20 protein-coding genes are annotated in these 19,667 nt (G+C 38.2%); 18 read left to right on the top strand and 2 right to left on the bottom strand.

Annotated features, from left to right (window positions below; all coding sequences use genetic code 11):
• Positions 1 to 101: 101 nt before the first annotated feature.
• A complete protein-coding gene (locus FFM63_RS05190) occupies positions 102 to 1,463 on the bottom strand; it encodes an MFS transporter (RefSeq protein WP_137609263.1) in 1,362 nt (453 codons plus the stop codon).
• A gap of 101 nt (positions 1,464 to 1,564) precedes the next feature.
• Here FFM63_RS05190 and FFM63_RS05185 point away from each other — a divergent pair, with 101 nt between their 5' ends.
• From FFM63_RS05185 to FFM63_RS05100, 18 genes are all read left to right on the top strand, one after another.
• The gene (locus FFM63_RS05185) at positions 1,565 to 1,984 is read left to right on the top strand and encodes a MarR family winged helix-turn-helix transcriptional regulator (protein WP_137609262.1); all 420 of its coding nucleotides are present in this window, start codon (positions 1,565 to 1,567) and stop codon (positions 1,982 to 1,984) included.
• 20 nt (positions 1,985 to 2,004) lie between these two features.
• Positions 2,005 to 2,574, top strand: coding sequence for a hypothetical protein (locus tag FFM63_RS05180; protein WP_137609261.1), 570 nt, complete (start codon positions 2,005 to 2,007; stop codon positions 2,572 to 2,574).
• Positions 2,575 to 2,597: 23 nt separating this feature from the next.
• Positions 2,598 to 2,807 (top strand): hypothetical protein, encoded by a 210-nt coding sequence (locus FFM63_RS05175; protein ID WP_137609260.1) that lies wholly within the window; start codon positions 2,598 to 2,600, stop codon positions 2,805 to 2,807.
• Between the two features lie 478 nt (positions 2,808 to 3,285).
• Positions 3,286 to 4,410, top strand: a complete 1,125-nt coding sequence (locus FFM63_RS05170) for an acyl-CoA dehydrogenase family protein (RefSeq protein ID WP_137609259.1) — start codon at positions 3,286 to 3,288, stop codon at positions 4,408 to 4,410.
• Between the two features lie 65 nt (positions 4,411 to 4,475).
• On the top strand, positions 4,476 to 5,264 hold the full coding sequence (locus tag FFM63_RS05165; protein ID WP_137609258.1) for an electron transfer flavoprotein subunit beta/FixA family protein: 789 nt from the start codon (positions 4,476 to 4,478) through the stop codon (positions 5,262 to 5,264).
• 14 nt (positions 5,265 to 5,278) lie between these two features.
• Complete coding sequence (locus FFM63_RS05160; protein ID WP_137609257.1) at positions 5,279 to 6,247, top strand: electron transfer flavoprotein subunit alpha/FixB family protein; 969 nt, start codon at positions 5,279 to 5,281, stop codon at positions 6,245 to 6,247.
• Positions 6,248 to 6,291: 44 nt separating this feature from the next.
• Positions 6,292 to 7,161 (top strand): helix-turn-helix domain-containing protein, encoded by an 870-nt coding sequence (locus FFM63_RS05155; protein ID WP_137609256.1) that lies wholly within the window; start codon positions 6,292 to 6,294, stop codon positions 7,159 to 7,161.
• A 498-nt stretch (positions 7,162 to 7,659) separates the two neighbouring features.
• Positions 7,660 to 8,994 carry a H2O-forming NADH oxidase gene (gene nox, locus FFM63_RS05150; protein ID WP_137609255.1) on the top strand — a complete coding sequence of 445 codons (1,335 nt, stop codon included), beginning with the start codon at positions 7,660 to 7,662 and terminating at the stop codon, positions 8,992 to 8,994.
• Between the two features lie 346 nt (positions 8,995 to 9,340).
• Entirely contained in the window at positions 9,341 to 10,435 is a 1,095-nt protein-coding gene (locus tag FFM63_RS05145; RefSeq protein ID WP_137609254.1) for an ABC transporter substrate-binding protein, read from the top strand.
• Between the two features lie 163 nt (positions 10,436 to 10,598).
• Complete coding sequence (locus FFM63_RS05140) at positions 10,599 to 12,224, top strand: ABC transporter permease (protein ID WP_137609253.1); 1,626 nt, start codon at positions 10,599 to 10,601, stop codon at positions 12,222 to 12,224.
• Positions 12,214 to 13,173 carry an ABC transporter ATP-binding protein gene (locus tag FFM63_RS05135; RefSeq protein ID WP_137609252.1) on the top strand — a complete coding sequence of 320 codons (960 nt, stop codon included), beginning with the start codon at positions 12,214 to 12,216 and terminating at the stop codon, positions 13,171 to 13,173. The genes FFM63_RS05140 and FFM63_RS05135 overlap by 11 nt, the downstream gene beginning before the upstream one ends.
• Positions 13,170 to 14,381 carry a glycosyltransferase family 4 protein gene (locus tag FFM63_RS05130; RefSeq protein ID WP_137609251.1) on the top strand — a complete coding sequence of 404 codons (1,212 nt, stop codon included), beginning with the start codon at positions 13,170 to 13,172 and terminating at the stop codon, positions 14,379 to 14,381. Before FFM63_RS05135 ends, FFM63_RS05130 begins: the two co-directional genes overlap by 4 nt.
• 51 nt (positions 14,382 to 14,432) lie before the next feature.
• Positions 14,433 to 14,678 (top strand): hypothetical protein, encoded by a 246-nt coding sequence (locus FFM63_RS05125; protein ID WP_137609250.1) that lies wholly within the window; start codon positions 14,433 to 14,435, stop codon positions 14,676 to 14,678.
• 286 nt (positions 14,679 to 14,964) lie between these two features.
• Complete coding sequence (locus FFM63_RS09920; protein WP_212741168.1) at positions 14,965 to 15,165, top strand: ATP-binding cassette domain-containing protein; 201 nt, start codon at positions 14,965 to 14,967, stop codon at positions 15,163 to 15,165.
• A gap of 13 nt (positions 15,166 to 15,178) precedes the next feature.
• The gene (locus FFM63_RS05120) at positions 15,179 to 15,829 is read left to right on the top strand and encodes an AAA family ATPase (RefSeq protein WP_212741167.1); all 651 of its coding nucleotides are present in this window, start codon (positions 15,179 to 15,181) and stop codon (positions 15,827 to 15,829) included.
• Complete coding sequence (locus FFM63_RS05115) at positions 15,826 to 16,626, top strand: ABC transporter permease subunit (protein ID WP_137609249.1); 801 nt, start codon at positions 15,826 to 15,828, stop codon at positions 16,624 to 16,626. The genes FFM63_RS05120 and FFM63_RS05115 overlap by 4 nt, the downstream gene beginning before the upstream one ends.
• Before the next feature lie 150 nt (positions 16,627 to 16,776).
• Positions 16,777 to 17,157, top strand: coding sequence for a VOC family protein (locus FFM63_RS05110; RefSeq protein ID WP_137609248.1), 381 nt, complete (start codon positions 16,777 to 16,779; stop codon positions 17,155 to 17,157).
• 1,330 nt (positions 17,158 to 18,487) lie between these two features.
• On the top strand, positions 18,488 to 18,826 hold the full coding sequence (locus tag FFM63_RS05100) for a hypothetical protein (protein WP_137609246.1): 339 nt from the start codon (positions 18,488 to 18,490) through the stop codon (positions 18,824 to 18,826).
• Positions 18,827 to 18,937: 111 nt separating this feature from the next.
• On the opposite strand, the gene FFM63_RS05095 is transcribed toward FFM63_RS05100, so the two are convergent.
• Positions 18,938 to 19,606 (bottom strand): DUF975 family protein, encoded by a 669-nt coding sequence (locus FFM63_RS05095; RefSeq protein WP_137609245.1) that lies wholly within the window; start codon positions 19,604 to 19,606, stop codon positions 18,938 to 18,940.
• Positions 19,607 to 19,667: the final 61 nt, after the last annotated feature.

Below are 19,667 nucleotides of genomic sequence, written 5' to 3'. Positions count from 1 at the left end.
AACAGAGTCAGCTGGTTTGCGCCGCTGACTCTGTTTTTGTATCTGGATGAAGTTGTACCGGCTCCTCAATAAAGTCGGTCAGAGCTATTTCCATAAGATTATTAATTCTTTATCCGTTCTTTTGAATTCTTACGGTAGCTGACTAAAAGTAACAGGGCAATAAAGATGATACTAATCGTTAAATAGACACTATGGTAGCCGGCAATCTGCTGATTTTCCAGCAAAAAGATTTGCTGGTTGATCACACTGAGCAAAGTTACCATAAAGCTTTGACCTAATGTCCGGCAAAGAGTAATAAATCCAGAAACAGTGCTAAGATTTTGCGTAGTCGCATAAGCTTGGGCTGAGATCACGCTGAGCGTTACTCCAGTTCCAATAAAGAAACCGAGCAAGCTAGAAAAGATAAGTAAAGTCAGATAACCGGTGGTACTAGGTAAAAGGCTTAAACATAAAAATCCAAGCAAGGCGCCGCTGATCACTAATTGTAATAAACGTTTTTGTCCAAATTGGATCAAAAGCTTGCTGGAATAATAAGATCCAATAATAAAAAATACAGAAGATGGCAACAGTGCCAACCCAGCTGAGGTAGGAGACAGATGCAATTCTGTTTGGATCCACATAGGAAGATAGACTTGAAAACCGATTAAAGCACCGTTGATCAGGAAAACACAAATTGTTAGTAAGCGAAAATCGTAAATGGCGATTGTACTGACAGGGATGATCGGACTATCTTCCTTTTTTTCACTATGATAAAAACGAAAAAGAACCAAAATACCTACAATCAAAACACCGATCCCTAATAAAAAGTGGGTACTGAATAATTGGATTCCGCTCAATACTATCAATAAGCCTAAGATGAAAGAGGTATATTGTTGAAACACGCCTGACTGGGCAACTATCTGATGCGCTTTTTCTTTGTAAAAAAATTGTACGATCACAAGCACGATCAATATAAACGGAACGTTGATAAAGAAAATCCAGTGCCAAGTAAGCTGTTTTAAAAGCAAGCCACCGATCAATGGGGCAATCAATGAAGCGATTCCCCAGGCAGAATTATTCAGTCCCATGACTTTTCCGCGAGTAGTAATATCGAAAAGTTCACCGATCAAGGCAAAGGTCATCGGCATGATTCCGCCGGCGCCGATTCCTTGGACGACACGGGCACTAAAGAGCATCCAACTAGAAACAGAAAATCCGCAAAGAATCGTTCCCAATAAAAAAAGCAGCAGTCCAATCTGAAAAATTTTCTTTTTCCCATGATTATCCGCCAAGTGGCCAAAAATGGGAGTAGCCAGCGCACTTGAAAATAAATAAGTTGAAAAAATAAGTGAGGTCAAGTTGGGATTTCCTAAGGAACTTACAATTGAACGGGTCGCAGTGACTACAATGGTAGATTCGATGGCAGTCACGAGGGTTGCAAGATAGATTGCGAGGATCATCCAGTTAGTATTAGTCTTAGACAAGATAAATTCCTCCAATTGAATCTTTTTATTTGACGACACTAAGTATATGTTATATTATTTGCTTGCGCAAGTAAATAAACTTTTAAAAGGAAGTGACCGAATTGCAACACGCAATTAGTGAGATCGATACATTGAAACAATTACCCGTCGTCAGCCGCAGATATATCAAATTGATCGATAATTATCTTGCACCGTATCAATTAAATTCAAGTCTTTACTATTATATTTTGAAATTACATGATTTTGGTGATCTTCCGCAAGAAAAATTAGTGCAATTGACCGGAGTCAATGCCAGCAACGTGACCCGAGCGATTCAGAAGTTAATGGATAATCAGTATGTCCTTCGTAAAGAAAACCCCGAGGATCGGCGCGGTTATCTACTTTCTTTGACAGAAGAAGGAAGTAAGATGTATCAGGTGATTTTAGCAGCTTTGCAAAAAGCCAATGAAACATTTTTTGCTCCGTTAACTTTAGAAGAACAAACAACTTTCATCGCAGCTGTTAACAAATTGAGCGAATAGACTGAAAGGAAGTCTGTAAAATGAAAAGGCAAGAATTATTAAATGAACTAGTAACTGTTCCTAAGGATTTTCGATTGGTTGACGAAAAAAATGAAACTCGCAACAAACAAGAAGTCACTATTTGGCGCTTTCAAAAAGATGGAATATATGAACTGAATGGTCCAAGAATCATCGCTGTCTTTTTTAAAGATACACTGATAAGTGTAAAAAACATGGCGACTATTCCTTCAGGAAAAATGAGTTCACCCGATCGTGCCCGTGAAATTGCAGAAACTATTTTTTCAAAAAGCAATCGAAATTATGCCCGCGGTCTGTCCTTTCTTCGGATTGAACGCCAACAACGCCAGCTTTTAGATGAAGACGGAAAAAACCATCAATTTCCAGTACTATGGATCAAATTTGGTCATTCGAATGGCAGTTATAATTGGGTCACTTTAGGAGCAGACAATCAAGTGATCGAAATGGAAATCGATTCTCGCTGGGACTATTTCCGTGGCCGCCGCAAAACAGAAATGTGGGACAATGATGACTGGGTGCTGGCTAAAGAAGGCAACGGACCACAATTAGCCAGTCCAAACGCGTTGGCTTAGTACTTTGAAGGGAGCAGATCATCATGGATGAACGACAATATGAGAATAATCTTGAACTCTTAGGTCAACTTAGAGATCGGTTGCAGCGATTAGAAGAAATGGATTATATGACCGCATATTACAAAGGCTACAGTACAAGTGGGGCAACCTTAGATGAGATCAAAGAAGAGATTCAAATTCTTCAAGGACAGATTCATGAACTAGAAGTACAACTAGACGATTTTGAATGGTGAGCAAGTTGCGTGCACAGTGTTCAAACGAATTATTTAAGAGTTAAAATCTTCCTTCTATCTAATGGGCAAAGCTTTCAATTAAGTTAGTCATTTAGAAAAATAACCCCTGCTAATTTTATTGAAAGTCATAAAACCAACTATTTATAGCGATGAAATTCTATCCGTAAGCCTGCGGATAGAATTTTTTTTACAATAAAATTAAAGTTATTTTTATTTTTGTATATAAAAAAATATATATTGACAGTTTCATAAACAAAGATATTTTTTAGTATAATTCTACTTAAATTCACTGTTTGCGTTGATTTTATGAAAATGAGTCTGATTTTTCAATAATGGTCAACGGACGCTAAAAATTATCTATAAAGTTATTGTATATAAAAAAATATATATTTGCGTTGACAATTAGTTTTGCCGTGGTTATTATCTTGTCAGAAGCAAGTCTTCTAACTTGTGAAAATAAAAGCAATGGAGGCCTACAATGAGTGTCAATTTAACGCAACCACAATTAATGCTGCATCATATGGCAGTAGAATTTGCCGAAAAAGAGATCAAACCATTTGATATGGTGATTGATAAAAAAGGCGATTTTACAGAAGGACTGTTTGAAAAATTAGTAGAAAACGGCTTTTTAGGCTTGATGTTACCGGAAGAATACGGCGGGGCAGGATTTGATCCAGTTAGTACTGCACAAGTTATTTATGATTTAGCAACAGCTAATGCCAGTGTAGCAGTCACCTTAGAAGGTCACTACAAAACGATCGATCAATTTGTGAATTTTGGAACAGATGCTCTAAAGAAAAAGTATTTACCTAGTGGAAGCAAACGAATCTTTGCTTTTGGGATGACTGAATCAACAGGCGGATCAAATCCAATGGGGATCGCTGCTACAGCCGTTAAACACGAGGATCACTGGATCTTAAATGGAAATAAAATCATGATCACTAACGGCGGGTTGGCTGAAGTTTATGCGGTATTAGTAAAAACAGCACCAGAAGAATTATCTGTATTTGTTGTTGATAAAGATATGCCGGGATTCAAGTTCGGAAAACGGGAAAGTTTTTTAGGCCTACGCGGAACGCCAGTGGCAGAGATTTTTATGGAAAATATCGTCGTTTCTGAAGACCATTTGCTGGGCAAATTAGGGGAGGGTCATTTAATTGGCGAACGTGCTCACGATGATGCACGAATTTTGATGGGTGCAGTTTTAGCCGGGATCTTAGAACATGAACTGGAAATCGCAACGACTTACGCTAAACAACGCTTGGCAATTGATAAACCAATCATTGAATTACAAGCGATCCAACGAAAAATCACAGATATTGCGATCGCTAAAGAAAATACAACGTTGCTTTATCAAGAAGCAGCTCGTTTGAAATTTGAAAAAAAACCTTATGGAAAAGTCGCGGCAATGGCTAAGGCATACGGCAGTCGGAGTGCAGTTGCTGCCGGCGATGACGCGCTGCAAGTTTTAGGAGGATACGGATACAGTTTAGAATATCCGGTTGAACATTTGATTCGCGACGCTCGAGCGTTAGAAATCGCAGAAGGTACCGTTGAAAAAATGCGGACTGAAATCGCATTAGCTGAAGCTGCGGCTCGATAGTTCATTTCTTTTGTTTCGAATGAATTAGATAGAATGTAAAATTCCAAGCTAAAAAGGAGTAGAAAATGAAAATTTTAGTATGTGTGAAACAAGTACCTGAGAGCAATAATGTTCAAATCGATCCCATCACCCATAACTTGGTGCGTTCGGGAATCGCAGGGATTATTAATCCTTATGATAAAAATGCTATTGAAGCAGCCTTGCGTTTAAAAGATCAAATCAATGCAGAAGTGATTTTAATGTCGATGGGACCAAAAGACAATGAGGTTTCTTTGCGAGAAGGGATGGCCATGGGGGCAGATCGCGGGATCTTATTAAGCTCTCGTCAATTTGCGGGTTCGGATACTTTAGCAACGGGATATGTTTTAAGCCAAGCAATCAAAAAATTACAAGATGTCGATTTGGTATTCTTCGGTCGGCAAGCAGTAGATGCGGATACAGGACAAGTTGGTCCCATCGTGGCAGAATTTTTGAACTGGCCGCAAATCACATTTGCCAGTGAACTTGAACTTGCTGGTGACGACAGTATTGTCGGAAAACGTCAGTTGGAAAATACGGAACAAGTTGTTCGGGTCCAATTGCCAGCAGTCGTCACTGCACGGAGCGAACTGAATCAACCTCGTTATGAAACACCGCGCAATATCCAACAAAGTTTCAAAAAAGAAATCGATGTGTGGACAGAAGTAGATTTAGAATTAGACGAAACACGAATCGGGATCAGCGGATCACCAACGATTGTTAAAAGTATTACAACGCCTGAACGGAAAGCAAAAGAAACCGTTTATTTGTCAGAACAGCCGAAAGAGGCCGTCAACGAATTATTGACCGCTTTGAAAGCTAAAAATTTAATCTAGTGGGGACGAGAAAAATGGAAAAAACACCTGAAATCTGGATTTTTGCAGAAAAGCGCTTAGCGGCGATCGAACCAACGACTTTTCAGTTGATTACGAAAGCTAAAGCCGTCGCACCGAATTTCAAAACAGTTGCAGTTTTATTGGAAACACCAGAAGAAAATTTAGAAGAGAGTTTGAAAGAGTACGGACCAGATAAGATCTTAGTGATCAAAGATACTCGTTTGAACCAGCCAGCCGATTCTGAACAAGCAGATCTATTGGCACAATTAGCTAAGCGCTACCAGCCAAACAGTTTTTTATTCGGTGCTACAATTACAGGCCGCTCGATTGCACCACGCCTACAAGCAAAACTTCAAACGGGCTTGACCGCTGATTGCTTAGATTTATATTTTGAAGAAGAACAGCTGGTTCAAGTGAAACCCTCTTATGGAGATAATATTATGTGTGAAATTCTTTGTCCTGATCGCCGTCCACAAATGGCGACAGTTCGCCCGAATACTTTTACTGCAAAAAAAGCAGCCGGAAAAGTAGACGTTGAAATAGTGGAAGATTTAGAATTCCACCCTTCTGCAGGAATCACGATCGAAGCAGAACATGTGATTTTGTCTAACAGCGACAACATAGCGAACGCGAAACGAGTGATTGCCTTAGGCCGCGGTGCCGCGGATGATCAAAGCATCCAGTTAGCAGAAGAACTTGCCGGAAAATTAGGAGCAAAAGTCGGTGTTTCTCGTCCTTTGACAGATAAAGCACAATTTAATGTAGATGATCAGATCGGACAAAGCGGGAATACGATCGCTCCAAATTTCTTGATCAATCTGGGAATTTCTGGCGCTGTTCAATATGTTTCAGGAATTGAAAATACGGATATCATCGTTTCGGTCAATACGGATAAACAAGCCCCTATTTTTAAAGTGTCTGATTATTGTTTTGTGGGCGATGCGAAAACCTTTTTAACAGAACTTGGCCATGCAGTAAAATGATGTGATACAATGGTAGTCGATTAAATGCTAGGAGCCATCAGAAAATGGATATACAACGATTTATCGCTACCCGTAAAGCACTCGGATTCTCTCAAAAAAAATTAAGTGAGGGCATCTGTACCCAAGTAACATTGAGCCGCTTTGAAAATAATGGACAAATCCCTACGATCAAGATTTTGATTCGTTTGTGCAATCGTCTGCAGCTAAATTTAGGTGAGTTATTTCCAAATGTTGGCATTCAAGATTCAAAGGTCAATAAGCAACTTGATCAATCTGAATTTTATTTGGTTACTCGTGAATATTGTGAAGCAGCAAAGATTTTGAATCAAATTCCGCAAGCAGAATTACAAACACCGGCACAGAAATGGCACTATCTGTATTTAAAAGGTTATTTAAGCGCCTTGCAAAGCGGACCGGTAACTGAAACATTCTTTTACTTGAACCAGATTTTATCAGAAAGCCCCAAAGAAAAGTCATATATCTTTGTTTTACTGGCATATACCGGCTTAGGGATAGCTTATGCGAACGAAGCAGACAAAGAAAAGGCGGAGTATTTCTTTGAAAAAGCGGTCAGTGATGTTTATCACTACCCCATCGAGACTTCTGCAGATATTTGGCGAGTGTTGAATATTTTATTTTACTGCGGAACTTTTTACGCAAGCATCAAAGATTATAATGTCAGCGATGCACTGTTGGAACATGGTGTAACGATCTGCTCTGACAATCATGTAACGTATTATCTTGCTAGATTGATGTTTCAATTGGCTAAAAATGCATTAGTACAAAATAAAGCGCTCGAAGTGATCCGAGAATATGTTGCCGATGCGCAGGCATTTGCTAAAATCAATCAAAATACAGTCGAGCTTCGCGAACTAAAAGTATTGCAGGCGCGACTAGATAAAAGAGAGCAATAGTTTTTTGAGGAGACGGATCAGAACCGTTTCCTCTTTATTTGTATAAAAAGAAAATAAGCCGCTGCCCGAAAGGATCCTGTATTTACAGCAGAATAAAGGATAAATTTTGCTGAATTTACCAATTTTAATAACCTGAGCTAAACTACTTTACAATCGTTATAATCAAGAGTATTATTCACTTTAAGAAAGCGCTTAATTTTAGCAACTTTTCTATCCAAAAAGTGAGTAGAAAATTTCACAATTTTAGCTCTCATTCAGCTAGCCGAAAGTAAGCAGCAAGCAGATTGATGCAATGATAAAAAAATTATTTTATTGCGTTACTAGAATAGTCTGGCTGAGTATGGTTTAATTTGCAACGACTTGTGAAAAAATAATCAAAGTTAGTGAAGTTGACTCATTCGTGATTGTAAAAGGTTCATTCTGCTAATAAATATACATTGGAAATAAGTGCTTTTACAAAAGAATTGAAATGGTTTTAGAGGAGCAGGAGGAAAAATTATGACAAAGACAGTTATTATTGGAACAAATCATGCGGGGATTGCGGCAGCTAATACGTTACTGGATAATTACCCGGATCAAGAGGTTGTAATGATTGATCGTAACTCTAATCTAAGTTATCTAGGCTGCGGAACAGCTTTATGGGTTGGCCGCCAAATCGATGACTACCAAGGATTATTTTATACAAATAAAGCAGATTTTGAAGCTAAAGGCGCTAAAATCTACATGGAAACATCGGTTGATCGGATCGACTTTTCAGAAAAAAAAGTTCATTGTGTTCAAAAGGACGGCAATGCGTTCATTGAATCTTATGATAAATTGATCTTGGCAACTGGTTCGCGGCCAATTGCTCCAAAAGTTCCGGGACATGATTTGGACGGCATCCATTTCTTGAAATTATTCCAAGAAGGGCAAGCAGTTGATGCGGAAATTTCAAAAGGCAGCGTAAAAAAAGTAGCAGTTATTGGTGCCGGTTATATCGGTGTTGAAATCGCAGAGGCCGCTAAACGTCGCGGAAAAGAAGTTTTGTTGTTCGATGCAGCAGACCGCTCATTGCCAAGTTACTATGATAAATGGTTTACTGACGAAATGGATAAAAATTTAGCAGACCACGGAATTGAAACTCATTTCGGCGATTTGGTGAAAGAATATAAAGGAAGCGATCGTGTCAATGCCATCGTTGCTGATTCCGGCGAGTATCAAGTCGATATGGTCATCAATGCTATTGGCTTTGGTCCGAATGCTGAATTAGCTAAAGATCATTTAGAATTGTTCCAAAATGGTGCTTATTTAGTCGATCGCCATCAACAAACAAGTGATCCAGATGTTTACGCAGTAGGAGATTGCGCGACGATCTATTCAAATGCATTAGAAAAAATGACGTATATCGCACTAGCTTCCAACGCAGTACGTTCAGGAATCGTAGCTGGTCATAATGTCGGCGGTACACCATTAGAAGCAGCTGGTGTCCAAGGATCAAACGGGATCTCAATCTGGGGATTAAACTTAGTTTCAACCGGTCTATCTGTAACAGCTGCTGAGAAAAATGGGGTAGATGTGAAATATACAGACTTTGAAGACTTGCAAAAACCAGGTTTCATCAAAGGAGAAAACGATACAGTCAAGATTCGGATTGTCTATGAAGCAAGCAGTCGTCGAATCGTAGGAGCACAATTATCTTCAAGAGAAGACATTTCAATGGGAATCCATATGTTCTCATTAGCAATCGCAAAACATGTAACGATCGACGAATTAAAACTGTTGGATATTTTCTTCTTACCACATTTCAACCAACCATATAACTACATTACAATGGCTGCATTGTCTGCAGAGTAGACCTGAATAACGTAGTATAGTAAGAGCATAATTACGATTATGCTCTTTTTTTTATTGTAATAATAAGAAACGAATATTATTTAAGCGGTTGCAAACTTTGTATGTAAAGGGTATAGTTATTACTAATGGAAGAAATGTTTTTATAAAAATCCATTTTAATTGAGGCTGTCCAGATTTTCGGAGGCTTTTTTTCTTTTCTATATGATAAATGAAATAGTATTAAGGAAGACCGTTAATCTTAATTAAGCAAACGTGGCACGAAAATTTTTTCTTGGTTCTGCTTTGCTTATTATTAAGATAATAGTATAAATTATATTTGTTAAAAACTGATCAAAGGGGCGGGAAAATGAAAAAATCGAAGAAACTAGGTATTTTAGCAACGTTGGTATGTGGTGTCCTGTTGTTTGCCGGTTGCGGCAGTAGTACTGATGAATCCAGTGCATCAAATTCTGAAAGTAAAGTGGAGGAAACAGCTAGTAGTGAGACAGCTGAAACGACTGATTTTAGCGGTAAAACTTTAAATGTGGTAACGACTTCGGACGCTTATAAAGCCTTGTTCGACAAATTCAGTGAAGAAACTGGTGCAAAGGTAGAGTTTCTATCTATGTCTAGTGGAGAAGTTTTGTCGCGGATGAAGGCGGATAAAAGTGAGCCAATGGCTGATTTATGGTTTGGCGGCGGTTTAGATGCTTTTATGCAAGCTAAAACGGATGGTTTGTTGGAACAATATCAATCGGATGTAGTTAAAACTATCGATGAAGACTATCGTGATCCTGATGGCTACTGGTTATCAAAAGGCTTAACAGTGGGCGGTTTGTTGGTCAACGATGAAATTCTTAAAGAAAAAGACATTGAAGCACCTGAAACTTGGGCTGACTTAGCAGATTCAAAATACAAAGATGAAGTAATCATGAGTGATCCAGCAATTTCTGGAACAATGTATGCAATTGTAAAAGGTATTTTAGATAAAGATGGTACTGATAAGGGCTGGGAATACTGGGAAAAAGTGAATGAGAATATTCAATTTTACGGTAAACGAGGAAAAGACCCACAGGAAAAAACAGCTTCTGGAGAATTTGCTATCGGTTTAGTACCGGTCGATCAATCTACCTTTGACGCAGCCGAAGAAAATGACTTATCAGTCGTTTATCCTTCTGACGGAGTTCCTTGGGTTCCAGAAGGCGTAGCGGTCTTCAAGGATGCGCCAGGCAAAGAAATGGCAGAAGCGTTCATCGACTTTATGTTGAAACCAGAAAATATGCAGCAATTAGCAGAAATCGACGGTAAAGATACTAATCAAATTATTGTAGACGGCGTGGAAGGTTTGGATCTCGGATTAGAGAAAAAAGACTTAATCAAAGAAGACCTGACTACTTTCGGCTCGGATCGTCAAACTATTTTAGATAAATGGGCAGATATGACTGCCGATAAAGCCCAATAAAGATAGTAAACGCTAAAGTTTCTGATTGAAACAAGTAAACGATAAGAAGAGCTGAGCTGAATGTATCAATTAGCTCAGCTTTTTTCTATAAACTATACATATATTAGTATCAAACTGGATGTGTCTGTGACATTGAAAGAACAGACTGGAAAGAGGAAAAAGTGTGAGTAGACGAAAATTACAAAGTCTAATTATCGAAAAAGGTGTCTACCTAGCATTGATTGTTTCTGTAGGGTTATTTATTTTATATCCATACATAGTAATTTTCTACGAAGGATTGATAGTAGAAGAAGGCGGCCTCATCAGTTATCTGGGAGAGAACTGGCAATTGCTGAAAAACTCTCTGTTTGTCGCAGGACTGACTACAATTTTCTCATTATTTTTTGTCATTTGTCTAACGGTTTGTTTCATTTTCCTTGGTAAAAAACTGCAACGAGTAATGCGATTAGTATTTCTGATTACTATGGTATCGCCACCTTTTGTAACGGCGCTAGCGTATATTACACTGTTTGGAATGCGAGGATTGATCACTCATGATTTACTGCATCTGACTTATAATCCCTACGGACCACAGGGGATCATCATGATGCAAACCATGAGTTATGCATCACTGAATACCTTAGTGTTGATGGGAATGGTAAAAAATATTGATCCTACTATTATTAAAAGTGCCCGCTCATTGGGAGCTACACCCGATGCGATCATTAAGGACATGTTTTTACCTTTATTGAAGCCAGGGCTAATTGTGGTGGCATTGATAAGTTTTATCCGTAGTTTAGCAGATTTTCAAACACCTACGATCATCGGCGGTAATTATCGAGTGTTGGCTAGTGAAGGTTATTTCGCAGTTATTAGTCAAGGAGATATCCATAAAGCAGCATTGATCAATCTAACATTGTGTATCCCAGCACTGTTCTTCTTTTATTTTTATACAAAATATGAAAAAAAGATAGCTCAACAAAATCATGGCTTGGAGAAAGGAGAGTTGAGTCTGCCGCGAAAAGGTTTTAGTTTCTACGGCAGTAGTGTGATTTCAGGGTTGTTTATCCTATTTATGACTGCTCAATACGTGGCGATTGCAATCAATGCTGTTACAGTAAAACGGGGCGGGAAATTCTTTTTGTCTCTGCGACCGATTTTAGAGAGCCGTGATTATATTGACGGGATTGTTCTCCGAACTATTATTTATTCTTTGATTGCCGGATTTGTGGGTAGTCTTTTGAGCTTTCTGATTATTTATTTTAGTCAGGTAAAAGATTCTAAGGTGATGCGATGGGTGGAATTAGTTGGAACGTTGCCTTATTTACTCCCAGGAACTTTTTTTGGATTGGGTTATCTATATGCATTCTCTAGTGGTCCTTTAAAAATGACAGGTACGGCTTTGATCGTTGTACTAAATGTTACCTTTAAGCAGTTGGCATTTGCTACGAAAGCCGCTAGAGCTGCTTCCAGTCAAATTGATGATACCTATTATAAGACAGTTCATGATTTGGGTGGTTTCACGATCAATGAGTGGCAAGATGTTTTTTTTCCGATGAATAAGCAAGGGTTTGCTTTGACTTTTATTAATGGTTTTATTAGTACGATGACTACTATCGGTTCGATTATTTTTTTGATAACTCCTGGACAAAAAATGTTGACCTTGGTGATGTTTGATGTAGTTCAGCGAGGAAAATACGGAATTGCATCGGTTCTAGCCTGGCTGATTATTTTTATCTGTCTGGCAGTAGCAGGAGTGATCTACGGTGGATTAAAACTAAGCGAAAGGCGGCGATTTCATGTTTCTTGAAGTCCGTGATTTGGATAAATTCTATGGTAATGAACAAATCTTGAAGCAAATTTCCTTCACCGTTTCTCAAGGGGAGATGCTAGTCATTCTCGGTCCTAGCGGTTGTGGCAAAAGTACTCTTTTAAGTTGCTTGAATGGCTTTGAAAAAATTTCTAACGGTCGAATAGTGTTAGAAGAGCAAGAAATTACTGAGCAGTTGCCGGAAGAACGAGACATTACTACCGTTTTTCAATCCTATAGTTTGTTTCCCCATCTGAATGTGATGGAAAACTTATTGTATGGATTGAAGTTTCAGAAATTGACTAGAGCTGAAAAACAAACCAAAGGCCGAGACATGTTAAAATTATTGCGATTGACAGGGTACGAAAAAGCACAAATCCAATCGCTTAGCGGTGGTCAGCAACAACGTGTGGCATTAGGGAGAAGTTTGATCGTGGAACCTAAGCTGCTGTTGCTGGATGAGCCGCTGTCTAATTTGGATGAGAAACTGCGGGTGGACCTGCGGAAAGAAATTCGCCTGATCCAAAAAGAATTACAGATGACGATGATTTTTGTCACACATGATCAAGCAGAAGCCTTCGCCATTGCTGAACGGATTTTATTATTGGATCAAGGTGTAATCCAGCAATGGGGCACGGGACCAGAAATATACAACACACCGAGTGGAGCTTTTCCATTAGAGTTTATTGGTGAAAGTAATTCACTAGATGAGGAAAATTATGTGCGACCCGAAGAAGTAACGATTGTGCCGGATGAGACAGGTTCTGGTGTAATAATCGATAGTTTATTTCAAGGTGCGACTTATGAATATCAAGTACAATTGGTTGACGGGCAGATATTGAAAGTTACCCGCTTGAATCAAGGAGCACCATTAGAAATAGGCAGTAAAGTTGCAGTTAGTTTTGTACCAAAACATATTAACTTCGAAAAAGGAGAATCATTAAAATGAGAATTTTGCATATACAGGCACAGTTGCCAGCGAAGACTGGCAGCGGAGTGTATTTTTCTAATGTGATCAAAGGTCTGCAAGAGCATGAGCAGGCGTGTATTTATGGGATGTTCGGCGAATTCAGCTATGATTTGATCTCAAAAGAGAATCAATACCCCGTCGTATTTCCTAATGAAGAATGTGATTTTCCGTTGCCGGGAATGAGTGATGTGATGCCGTATGAAAGTACTGTTTATGGGGAAATGACGGAAGAAATGATTGCGCAATGGCAGAATGTTTTCCGTAAAAAAATTCATCAGGCGGTAACCGATTTTCAGCCTGAAGTGATTTTTTGTCATCACTTATGGTTTTTGACGGATCTGGTGCGAGAGGAAATTCCTCAATTGCCGGTATTTGCATTTTGTCATGGAACGGATATTCGTCAAGCACGCCAGCATCCGCATTTGTTCAAAAAATATGTCCAAAATCTTTCTAAGCTAGACCAAGTATTTGCTTTGAGCCATTTACAAATCGCTGATATCCATCAGCTGTATGGCGTACCAAAGGATAAAATCTTTGTTCTGGGTGGAGGATTCGATCCGGAGATTTTTTATCCGCCAGCAAAAAAAACTGAAAAGGATGAGATAGAGATTCTATATGCTGGCAAAATTTCTGAAGCAAAAGGCGTATTTACATTGGCGCAAGTTTTTGCTGACCTGACTAAACGACATCCGGAAGTTCGGTTGCATTTAATCGGGAATGCAGCGGGTGAAGCTAAAGAACGTCTGGCGCCTTATTTGGATAATCCGCAAATCATGCTTTATAATGTTGCCAATCAGCAACAATTGGCAGACGAATTTCGCAAAGGCGATTTATTTGTGCTCCCATCTTATTATGAAGGGCTGGGATTAGTGGCTATCGAAGCCTTAGCTTGCGATATGCGCGTAGTAATAACAGACATTCCAGCATTAAAAGAGCAGTTAGGTTCGGTAGTAAATGACAGCGGCGTGATTTCTTATGTTCCACTGCCGCGAGTGCGAAATCAAGACGAACCATACGAAGAAGATCTGCCGCAATATTATCATGATTTGGAAGTCGCTTTAGAAACACAGTTGCAGAACATTAAAGCTGGGAAGAAGATTACTAAAGTAGTAGAAGAGGCTATATTGAAAAGCAGCTGGCCGCAACTAATTGAAAAAGTGGAAGAAAAATTAAGCACAATTAAGTAGATTTCAATTACAAAAATAAAAAGGATTAGTAGAATAAAAGGAGCGATCCCGATGCCAGTTACAGCAACGGCTGAAAACCTTATTACTGATTTACACACGTTACGCTCGGAAATAGAGCTAGATAAATATCAGCGCTATTTTAAATTTGATACAACCCAAGAAGCCAAAGCAGATTATTTTGTTGGGGTGAAAATGGGCCAAGTATTTAAGTTAGCGAGGGACTATCTAACTATGCCGCTTTCTGAAATCCGAAAAGGGTTAGAAACCCACACTCGTGATATGCCAGTGAAAACTTGACGGTGGAGCAACGACAATACTTTCGAAAATTTTAGATTCAATTAAAGATATCTACAATTAGAATGCTGTTTTTTAAAATTAGTTATATCGAATAAGAGGAATCTTAGAATAGATTTCAAAATATTTTGTGTTGGTAGGAAATCAAGACTGATTTTCTACCAATATTTTTTGTCTAATTAGGATGAAAGAAAATTAAAATATTAGTCTGATTTGACAAAATTCCTACAGGGCACGTATATTTGGATAAGGGAGAGCGCTTTCTAAAACTGGGATCGAGGTGTAATGAATGGCAATGATTCAGACGCAGCAGCTGACAAAAATGTATGGAAAACAACGAGGGATCCAAGATGTTACTTTAGCGATAGAAGCAGGGGAAATATTTGGTTTTATTGGTCCGAATGGCGCGGGAAAGTCTACGACGATCCGATTATTGTTGGCAATGCTCTTTCCTACGGGAGGACAAAGATTGTTTTGCAAAAAGTCGTGAGGTTAAGCAGTTAGTGGGGTACACACCGGCAACGGGCAACTACTATAAACAGATGACAGCAGAGGAATTATTGCGGTATTCAGTGAGATTTTATCGGAAAGATTGTGTCAATAAAATGACAGAATTGGCGGATAGATTGGACTTGGATCTTACAAGGAAAATCAAAACGCTGTCCAGCGGCAATAAGAAAAAAGTTGGGATCATTCAAGCGTTGCAGCATGAACCTAAAGTTTTGATTTTTGATGAGCCGACAAGTGGATTGGATCCTTATATCCAAAATCAATTTTTTGATTTATTGGCAGAGGAGAAAGCAAAAGGCGTAACGGTCCTATTTTCTTCCCATGTGATGAGTGAAGTCGAACGAATTTGTGATCGAGTGGCGATCATACAAAAAGGACAGTTGTTGAAAGTCGAAAAGACGGCGCAATTGATAAGCAGTCGTTTCAAACGAATTTACGTGAAGTATCGAAAGCTGCCAGATTTTTCTACACTGAATAAAATGGACTTCCAACAAACAGAAAATACAGCGAGTTTTTTATATGAGGGTGAGTTGCCGTTTCTTTTATCAAAAATCAATCAGCTCGATCTGCTTGATTTGAAGATCACGGAGCCGTCGCTTGAAGAAGTCGTCCTGCAGTATTATGAAGGGCGGGAAGTGAAATGACGCTTTTTGTTCAAGAATTGAAGCAAAATTATCGCTCAATGTTGATTTGGCTGGTTGTGCTGATTGTCTGTAATGGATTGTTATTGACTAGTTTTCAAGCAACGGCAGAATTAGCACAATCAACGGAAGCTTTTTTGGCCCAATATCCGCAAGAATTTATTCAGGCACTGAATTTGGACGTGCTGGAGATGACAGACGTGTTGCATTTTTATGCTAGTCGCTCGTATTTACTGACCGCTATTTTAGGAAGTGCCTTTGCCGGCATCTTAGGAGCTGCAATGCTTACAAAAGAAGAAAGTGATCAGACTAGCGAATTTTTGTTAGCTAAACCGATCAGCAGGGGCAACCTGTTGATCGGAAAATTTGCCAGCGTCATTGTCTTAGTCACGCTATTTAATGGAGTATTTGCTATCAGCAATTTTGTTTTGCTGGGCCTAGTTCAACTCACAGATTTTAGCACCAGCAGTTTTCTTTGGTTGACGTTAGGGACTTGGCTTTTGCATCTTTTCTTTGCTGGTGTCGGCTTTTTTATCTCGGGATTCACTGCTTCGATCAAGACGAGTTTATCCCTTATTTTGGGCAGTATTTTAGTGATGTATATTGTTAGTCTAGTACCGGCTTTACAAGAAAAGCTAGCCTTTTTTCGCTTTTTGACACCATTTAGTTATTTTAATACTAAAGATCTGGTGATTGAAAGGAAAATCCAAGGCATATATTTGCTGCTTTTCTTAATCAGTTGTGCAATATTGTTGATCATCACTTGGCAATATTATCGGCGCAAGGATATTAACAGTTAAAAAATATACTCAATTGTCAGTTGATTGAACTGATTTTTTTGAAAGTACTCATCTACATGGTCACTAATAAAAAGGAGTTGTCTTCTATATGTAACTAAGAACCCAATTTATTTTTAAGTTAAAGTGAAGAAACATTAAGGAGAAATCACAATGAGAATTGAACACATCGCACTTTGGACAAGAGATATCGAGAAAATGAAGGTATTTTACGAAAAATATTTTAATGCAAAAAGTACCGAGCTGTATATTAATCCTAAAACTAAATTTTGTTCTTATTTTCTAAGTTTTGAATCTGGCAGTCGTTTGGAATTAACAAACAAGCCGTTTTTATCAGATCGTTCGGTGGGTACCGTTGGTTATACCCATTTGGCAATGTCAGTAGGAACTAAAGCAGATGTCGATACCTTTATTGAAACCATTCTTTCGGATGGATATCCTTTGCTAAATGGCCCGCGTACCACAGGAGATGGTTATTATGAGGCGGTTATTCAAGATCCAGAAGGAAATTTAATTGAGATTACAACAGACTAAACAGTCTTTAATAAATAAGATAAAAAAGAGCAGATAGTCTTGGAGGAAAAATTATCACGATCGGCAGTGGTAGCCATGAATCCGACCATTTAGCATTTCAAATCAATGAATCCAAAAAAATTTTTAAAAGAAAATAGGTTTTGCTCATTTTTGTACTTTTGGAAAAAAGGAGCCGATTTATCATAGACTGTAAATAGCGTAAGCAGAGCTATTAGCATTGAACATTACAAATGCAAAAAAATAACTGACTGAAGATCACCGTTTTGTTAGTGACTTCAGTCAGTTTTATTTGTCCATTTAAACAAGTAGATGAATAACTTGTTAAATAAAGTTTGAATAATCAACAAAAAAACAGCTGATTGAAGCGATAAGGAAGATTATAGCCAGCGCTAAGCTACTCCATTGTCCAAACATTACAAATGGCGACGTATTTTTATTTCCATTTTGTTTCAGATAAGTAAAGGACCGTTTAGTCATCCAAAATTGCCACACAGACAGCAGGAAAAAAATAGTACCAAACATATAACGCATGTAATCGTCTCCTTTTTCTATTAGTATACGCTCAAAAAAATTGGGTTACAATCAATCTAGAGCAACTCGAGGCTCAATAAAAAAACTAATTTCAGATTAATGCTGAAGCTGATCAAAGAAGTAAATCAAAACGGGATCTTTCAATAATCAGTTTTGATATTGGAACAAATGCTTCTCAAGCTGACTTAATTTTACATAATCGAAAAAGTAAAAGAAAAGGATCTCGTCATTTCTTATCAAGAATTGATCGTAGACATATACAATGCAATCTTTTTCAAAATCTAGTCATTAAAGCAAGCGAGATGTTCAATTAGTAAAATCTGTGACTGGCTGGCAGTCAAAAGGGAACCAGCGTATAATTGATTTGATAGGGATAGAATCGACAAACTACTAGTCCATTCTAGATGAATAGTACGTAAATTTGCGTAGATCGTTTTGTATTATGAATTTTATAGTTTGTGAGGGATAGCTGCAGAAAGAGGGAAAAGAATGTTTAAAGGACCAACGACATACAAAAGAGTTTTATATAGCATTATTTTTTTAGTCTGTTTCTACTTTTAATGGAGTTACTATTTTTACAGCCCTTTAATATAAAAACATATCTCAAGGCGATAGCTTGGTATGCAGCAACGTATGGAGTCATTGACTCAACAATCGTGTGGACGAATAAAAATAGAAAGAAATAGTGAAAAATTGCGAAGGATTCGTCCTTTTATCTACTATTGAAATAAAGACAGTTTGTAGATGATAAGAATTGTTTCTTTCAAGAAATTAGCTGCAAAAAAAGGAGAGGAAATTTATGAAAAAGGCAGTTTGGATATTCTCTATTAATGTTGATGATGGGGGAGCGCCATTTGGCTATGCTTTCAACCTAGCTGGCTGGAGGATAAAAAAATTTCAAGAGGAAATAAAAGAGGAATTGTTGCCAGATATTGACTTAGAGTTCATTAGTTATGATATGACAACCCATCAAATCCCTGCTGCAGATGTTGTTATTTTCAACGATAAGGATTCACGATTCATCGCTGATATGATCAGAAAAAACGGATTGTCAATTCCGTATCAAGATGTTTACGTTAAGGATATAGAAAAAATAAAAGACACCATCCTTACGTTCCTTAATACGATTAAAAGCTAAACTATTTTTTAGTTTGGCATCCTTTTCATGGATCGTGTACGAACATTAAAGTTTTCAAAACACAAAAGTCAGCTACCATAACAAGGCGGCTGACTTTTTTATTTTTTTAAACTAGATAGATTCTTCTCTTAAGTTATTTTGCAGGTCGTTGTAAAAAGCGGCTTTAGTAGCCGAAACATAAGGCCCCACCCATAAATAGGCGATTCCTAATGTAGGTATAGTTAAGAGATACCACCCAATGAAAGTGATATCTAACCAAAACAGTCGGCCTTTATGACCATCCATTAGACGGCGGCTTGCTGTGATCGTGTCGAGTATTTTAGGTTTTTCACCCGTTTGTTCTATTTGATCGTAATAAATAAAATAGCTTTGAGAATAGGAATAATGTTTTACAATCCCCGGAATGACTAGTAATAGTGACCATAAGGTTGTAAGGATACTGATTAGCAGTGTTAATAAAATGACACCGCCGATAAATTTTCCTTGAAATCCGCGAAAGGCATCTTTAAACGGATCGATTTGATCTCGGTCTCCGCGTAATAGATCCAGATAAGTCCAAGAGATCCCGCTTAAAAACAATGCACTAATAATTGAAGAGACAATATTTGTTCCCCAACTGCTTGTGGTGTTTTGTTGTTGCTCAGAAACAGAAGAAAATATTCCTCCACCGGATCCATGGAGATAAAAGCCGATCAGTCCAGAGAGTACGATAATAATAAAGACCGCTACACCTAATAGTGTCGGAATAAGGTTTAAAACAACTGCTGGATTTGAGTCAATATCTTGGACATATTTTAGTAGAGACTGCTAAGACATTTTCTCTGTTTCTAAATCTTCAAAC

This window comes from Enterococcus pingfangensis, from assembly GCF_005405205.1.
Lineage (GTDB): Bacteria > Bacillota > Bacilli > Lactobacillales > Enterococcaceae > Enterococcus_A > Enterococcus_A pingfangensis.
Note: the sequence above shows the minus strand (reverse complement) of the source record. Positions and strands in the feature narration are given on the sequence as shown.

Bases quoted from the DNA above. Each gene is read 5' to 3' on its own strand.
- FFM63_RS05180 (WP_137609261.1), top strand. From the start codon at position 2,005: ATGAAAAGGCAAGAATTATTAAATGAACTAGTAACTGTTCCTAAGGAT.
- FFM63_RS05175 (WP_137609260.1), top strand. From the start codon at position 2,598: ATGGATGAACGACAATATGAGAATAATCTTGAACTCTTAGGTCAACTT.
- FFM63_RS05170 (WP_137609259.1), top strand. From the start codon at position 3,286: ATGAGTGTCAATTTAACGCAACCACAATTAATGCTGCATCATATGGCA.
- FFM63_RS05165 (WP_137609258.1), top strand. From the start codon at position 4,476: ATGAAAATTTTAGTATGTGTGAAACAAGTACCTGAGAGCAATAATGTT.
- FFM63_RS05160 (WP_137609257.1), top strand. From the start codon at position 5,279: ATGGAAAAAACACCTGAAATCTGGATTTTTGCAGAAAAGCGCTTAGCG.
- FFM63_RS05155 (WP_137609256.1), top strand. From the start codon at position 6,292: ATGGATATACAACGATTTATCGCTACCCGTAAAGCACTCGGATTCTCT.
- nox (WP_137609255.1), top strand. From the start codon at position 7,660: ATGACAAAGACAGTTATTATTGGAACAAATCATGCGGGGATTGCGGCA.
- FFM63_RS05145 (WP_137609254.1), top strand. From the start codon at position 9,341: ATGAAAAAATCGAAGAAACTAGGTATTTTAGCAACGTTGGTATGTGGT.
- FFM63_RS05135 (WP_137609252.1), top strand. From the start codon at position 12,214: ATGTTTCTTGAAGTCCGTGATTTGGATAAATTCTATGGTAATGAACAA.
- FFM63_RS05130 (WP_137609251.1), top strand. From the start codon at position 13,170: ATGAGAATTTTGCATATACAGGCACAGTTGCCAGCGAAGACTGGCAGC.
- FFM63_RS05125 (WP_137609250.1), top strand. From the start codon at position 14,433: ATGCCAGTTACAGCAACGGCTGAAAACCTTATTACTGATTTACACACG.
- FFM63_RS09920 (WP_212741168.1), top strand. From the start codon at position 14,965: ATGGCAATGATTCAGACGCAGCAGCTGACAAAAATGTATGGAAAACAA.
- FFM63_RS05115 (WP_137609249.1), top strand. From the start codon at position 15,826: ATGACGCTTTTTGTTCAAGAATTGAAGCAAAATTATCGCTCAATGTTG.
- FFM63_RS05110 (WP_137609248.1), top strand. From the start codon at position 16,777: ATGAGAATTGAACACATCGCACTTTGGACAAGAGATATCGAGAAAATG.
- FFM63_RS05100 (WP_137609246.1), top strand. From the start codon at position 18,488: ATGAAAAAGGCAGTTTGGATATTCTCTATTAATGTTGATGATGGGGGA.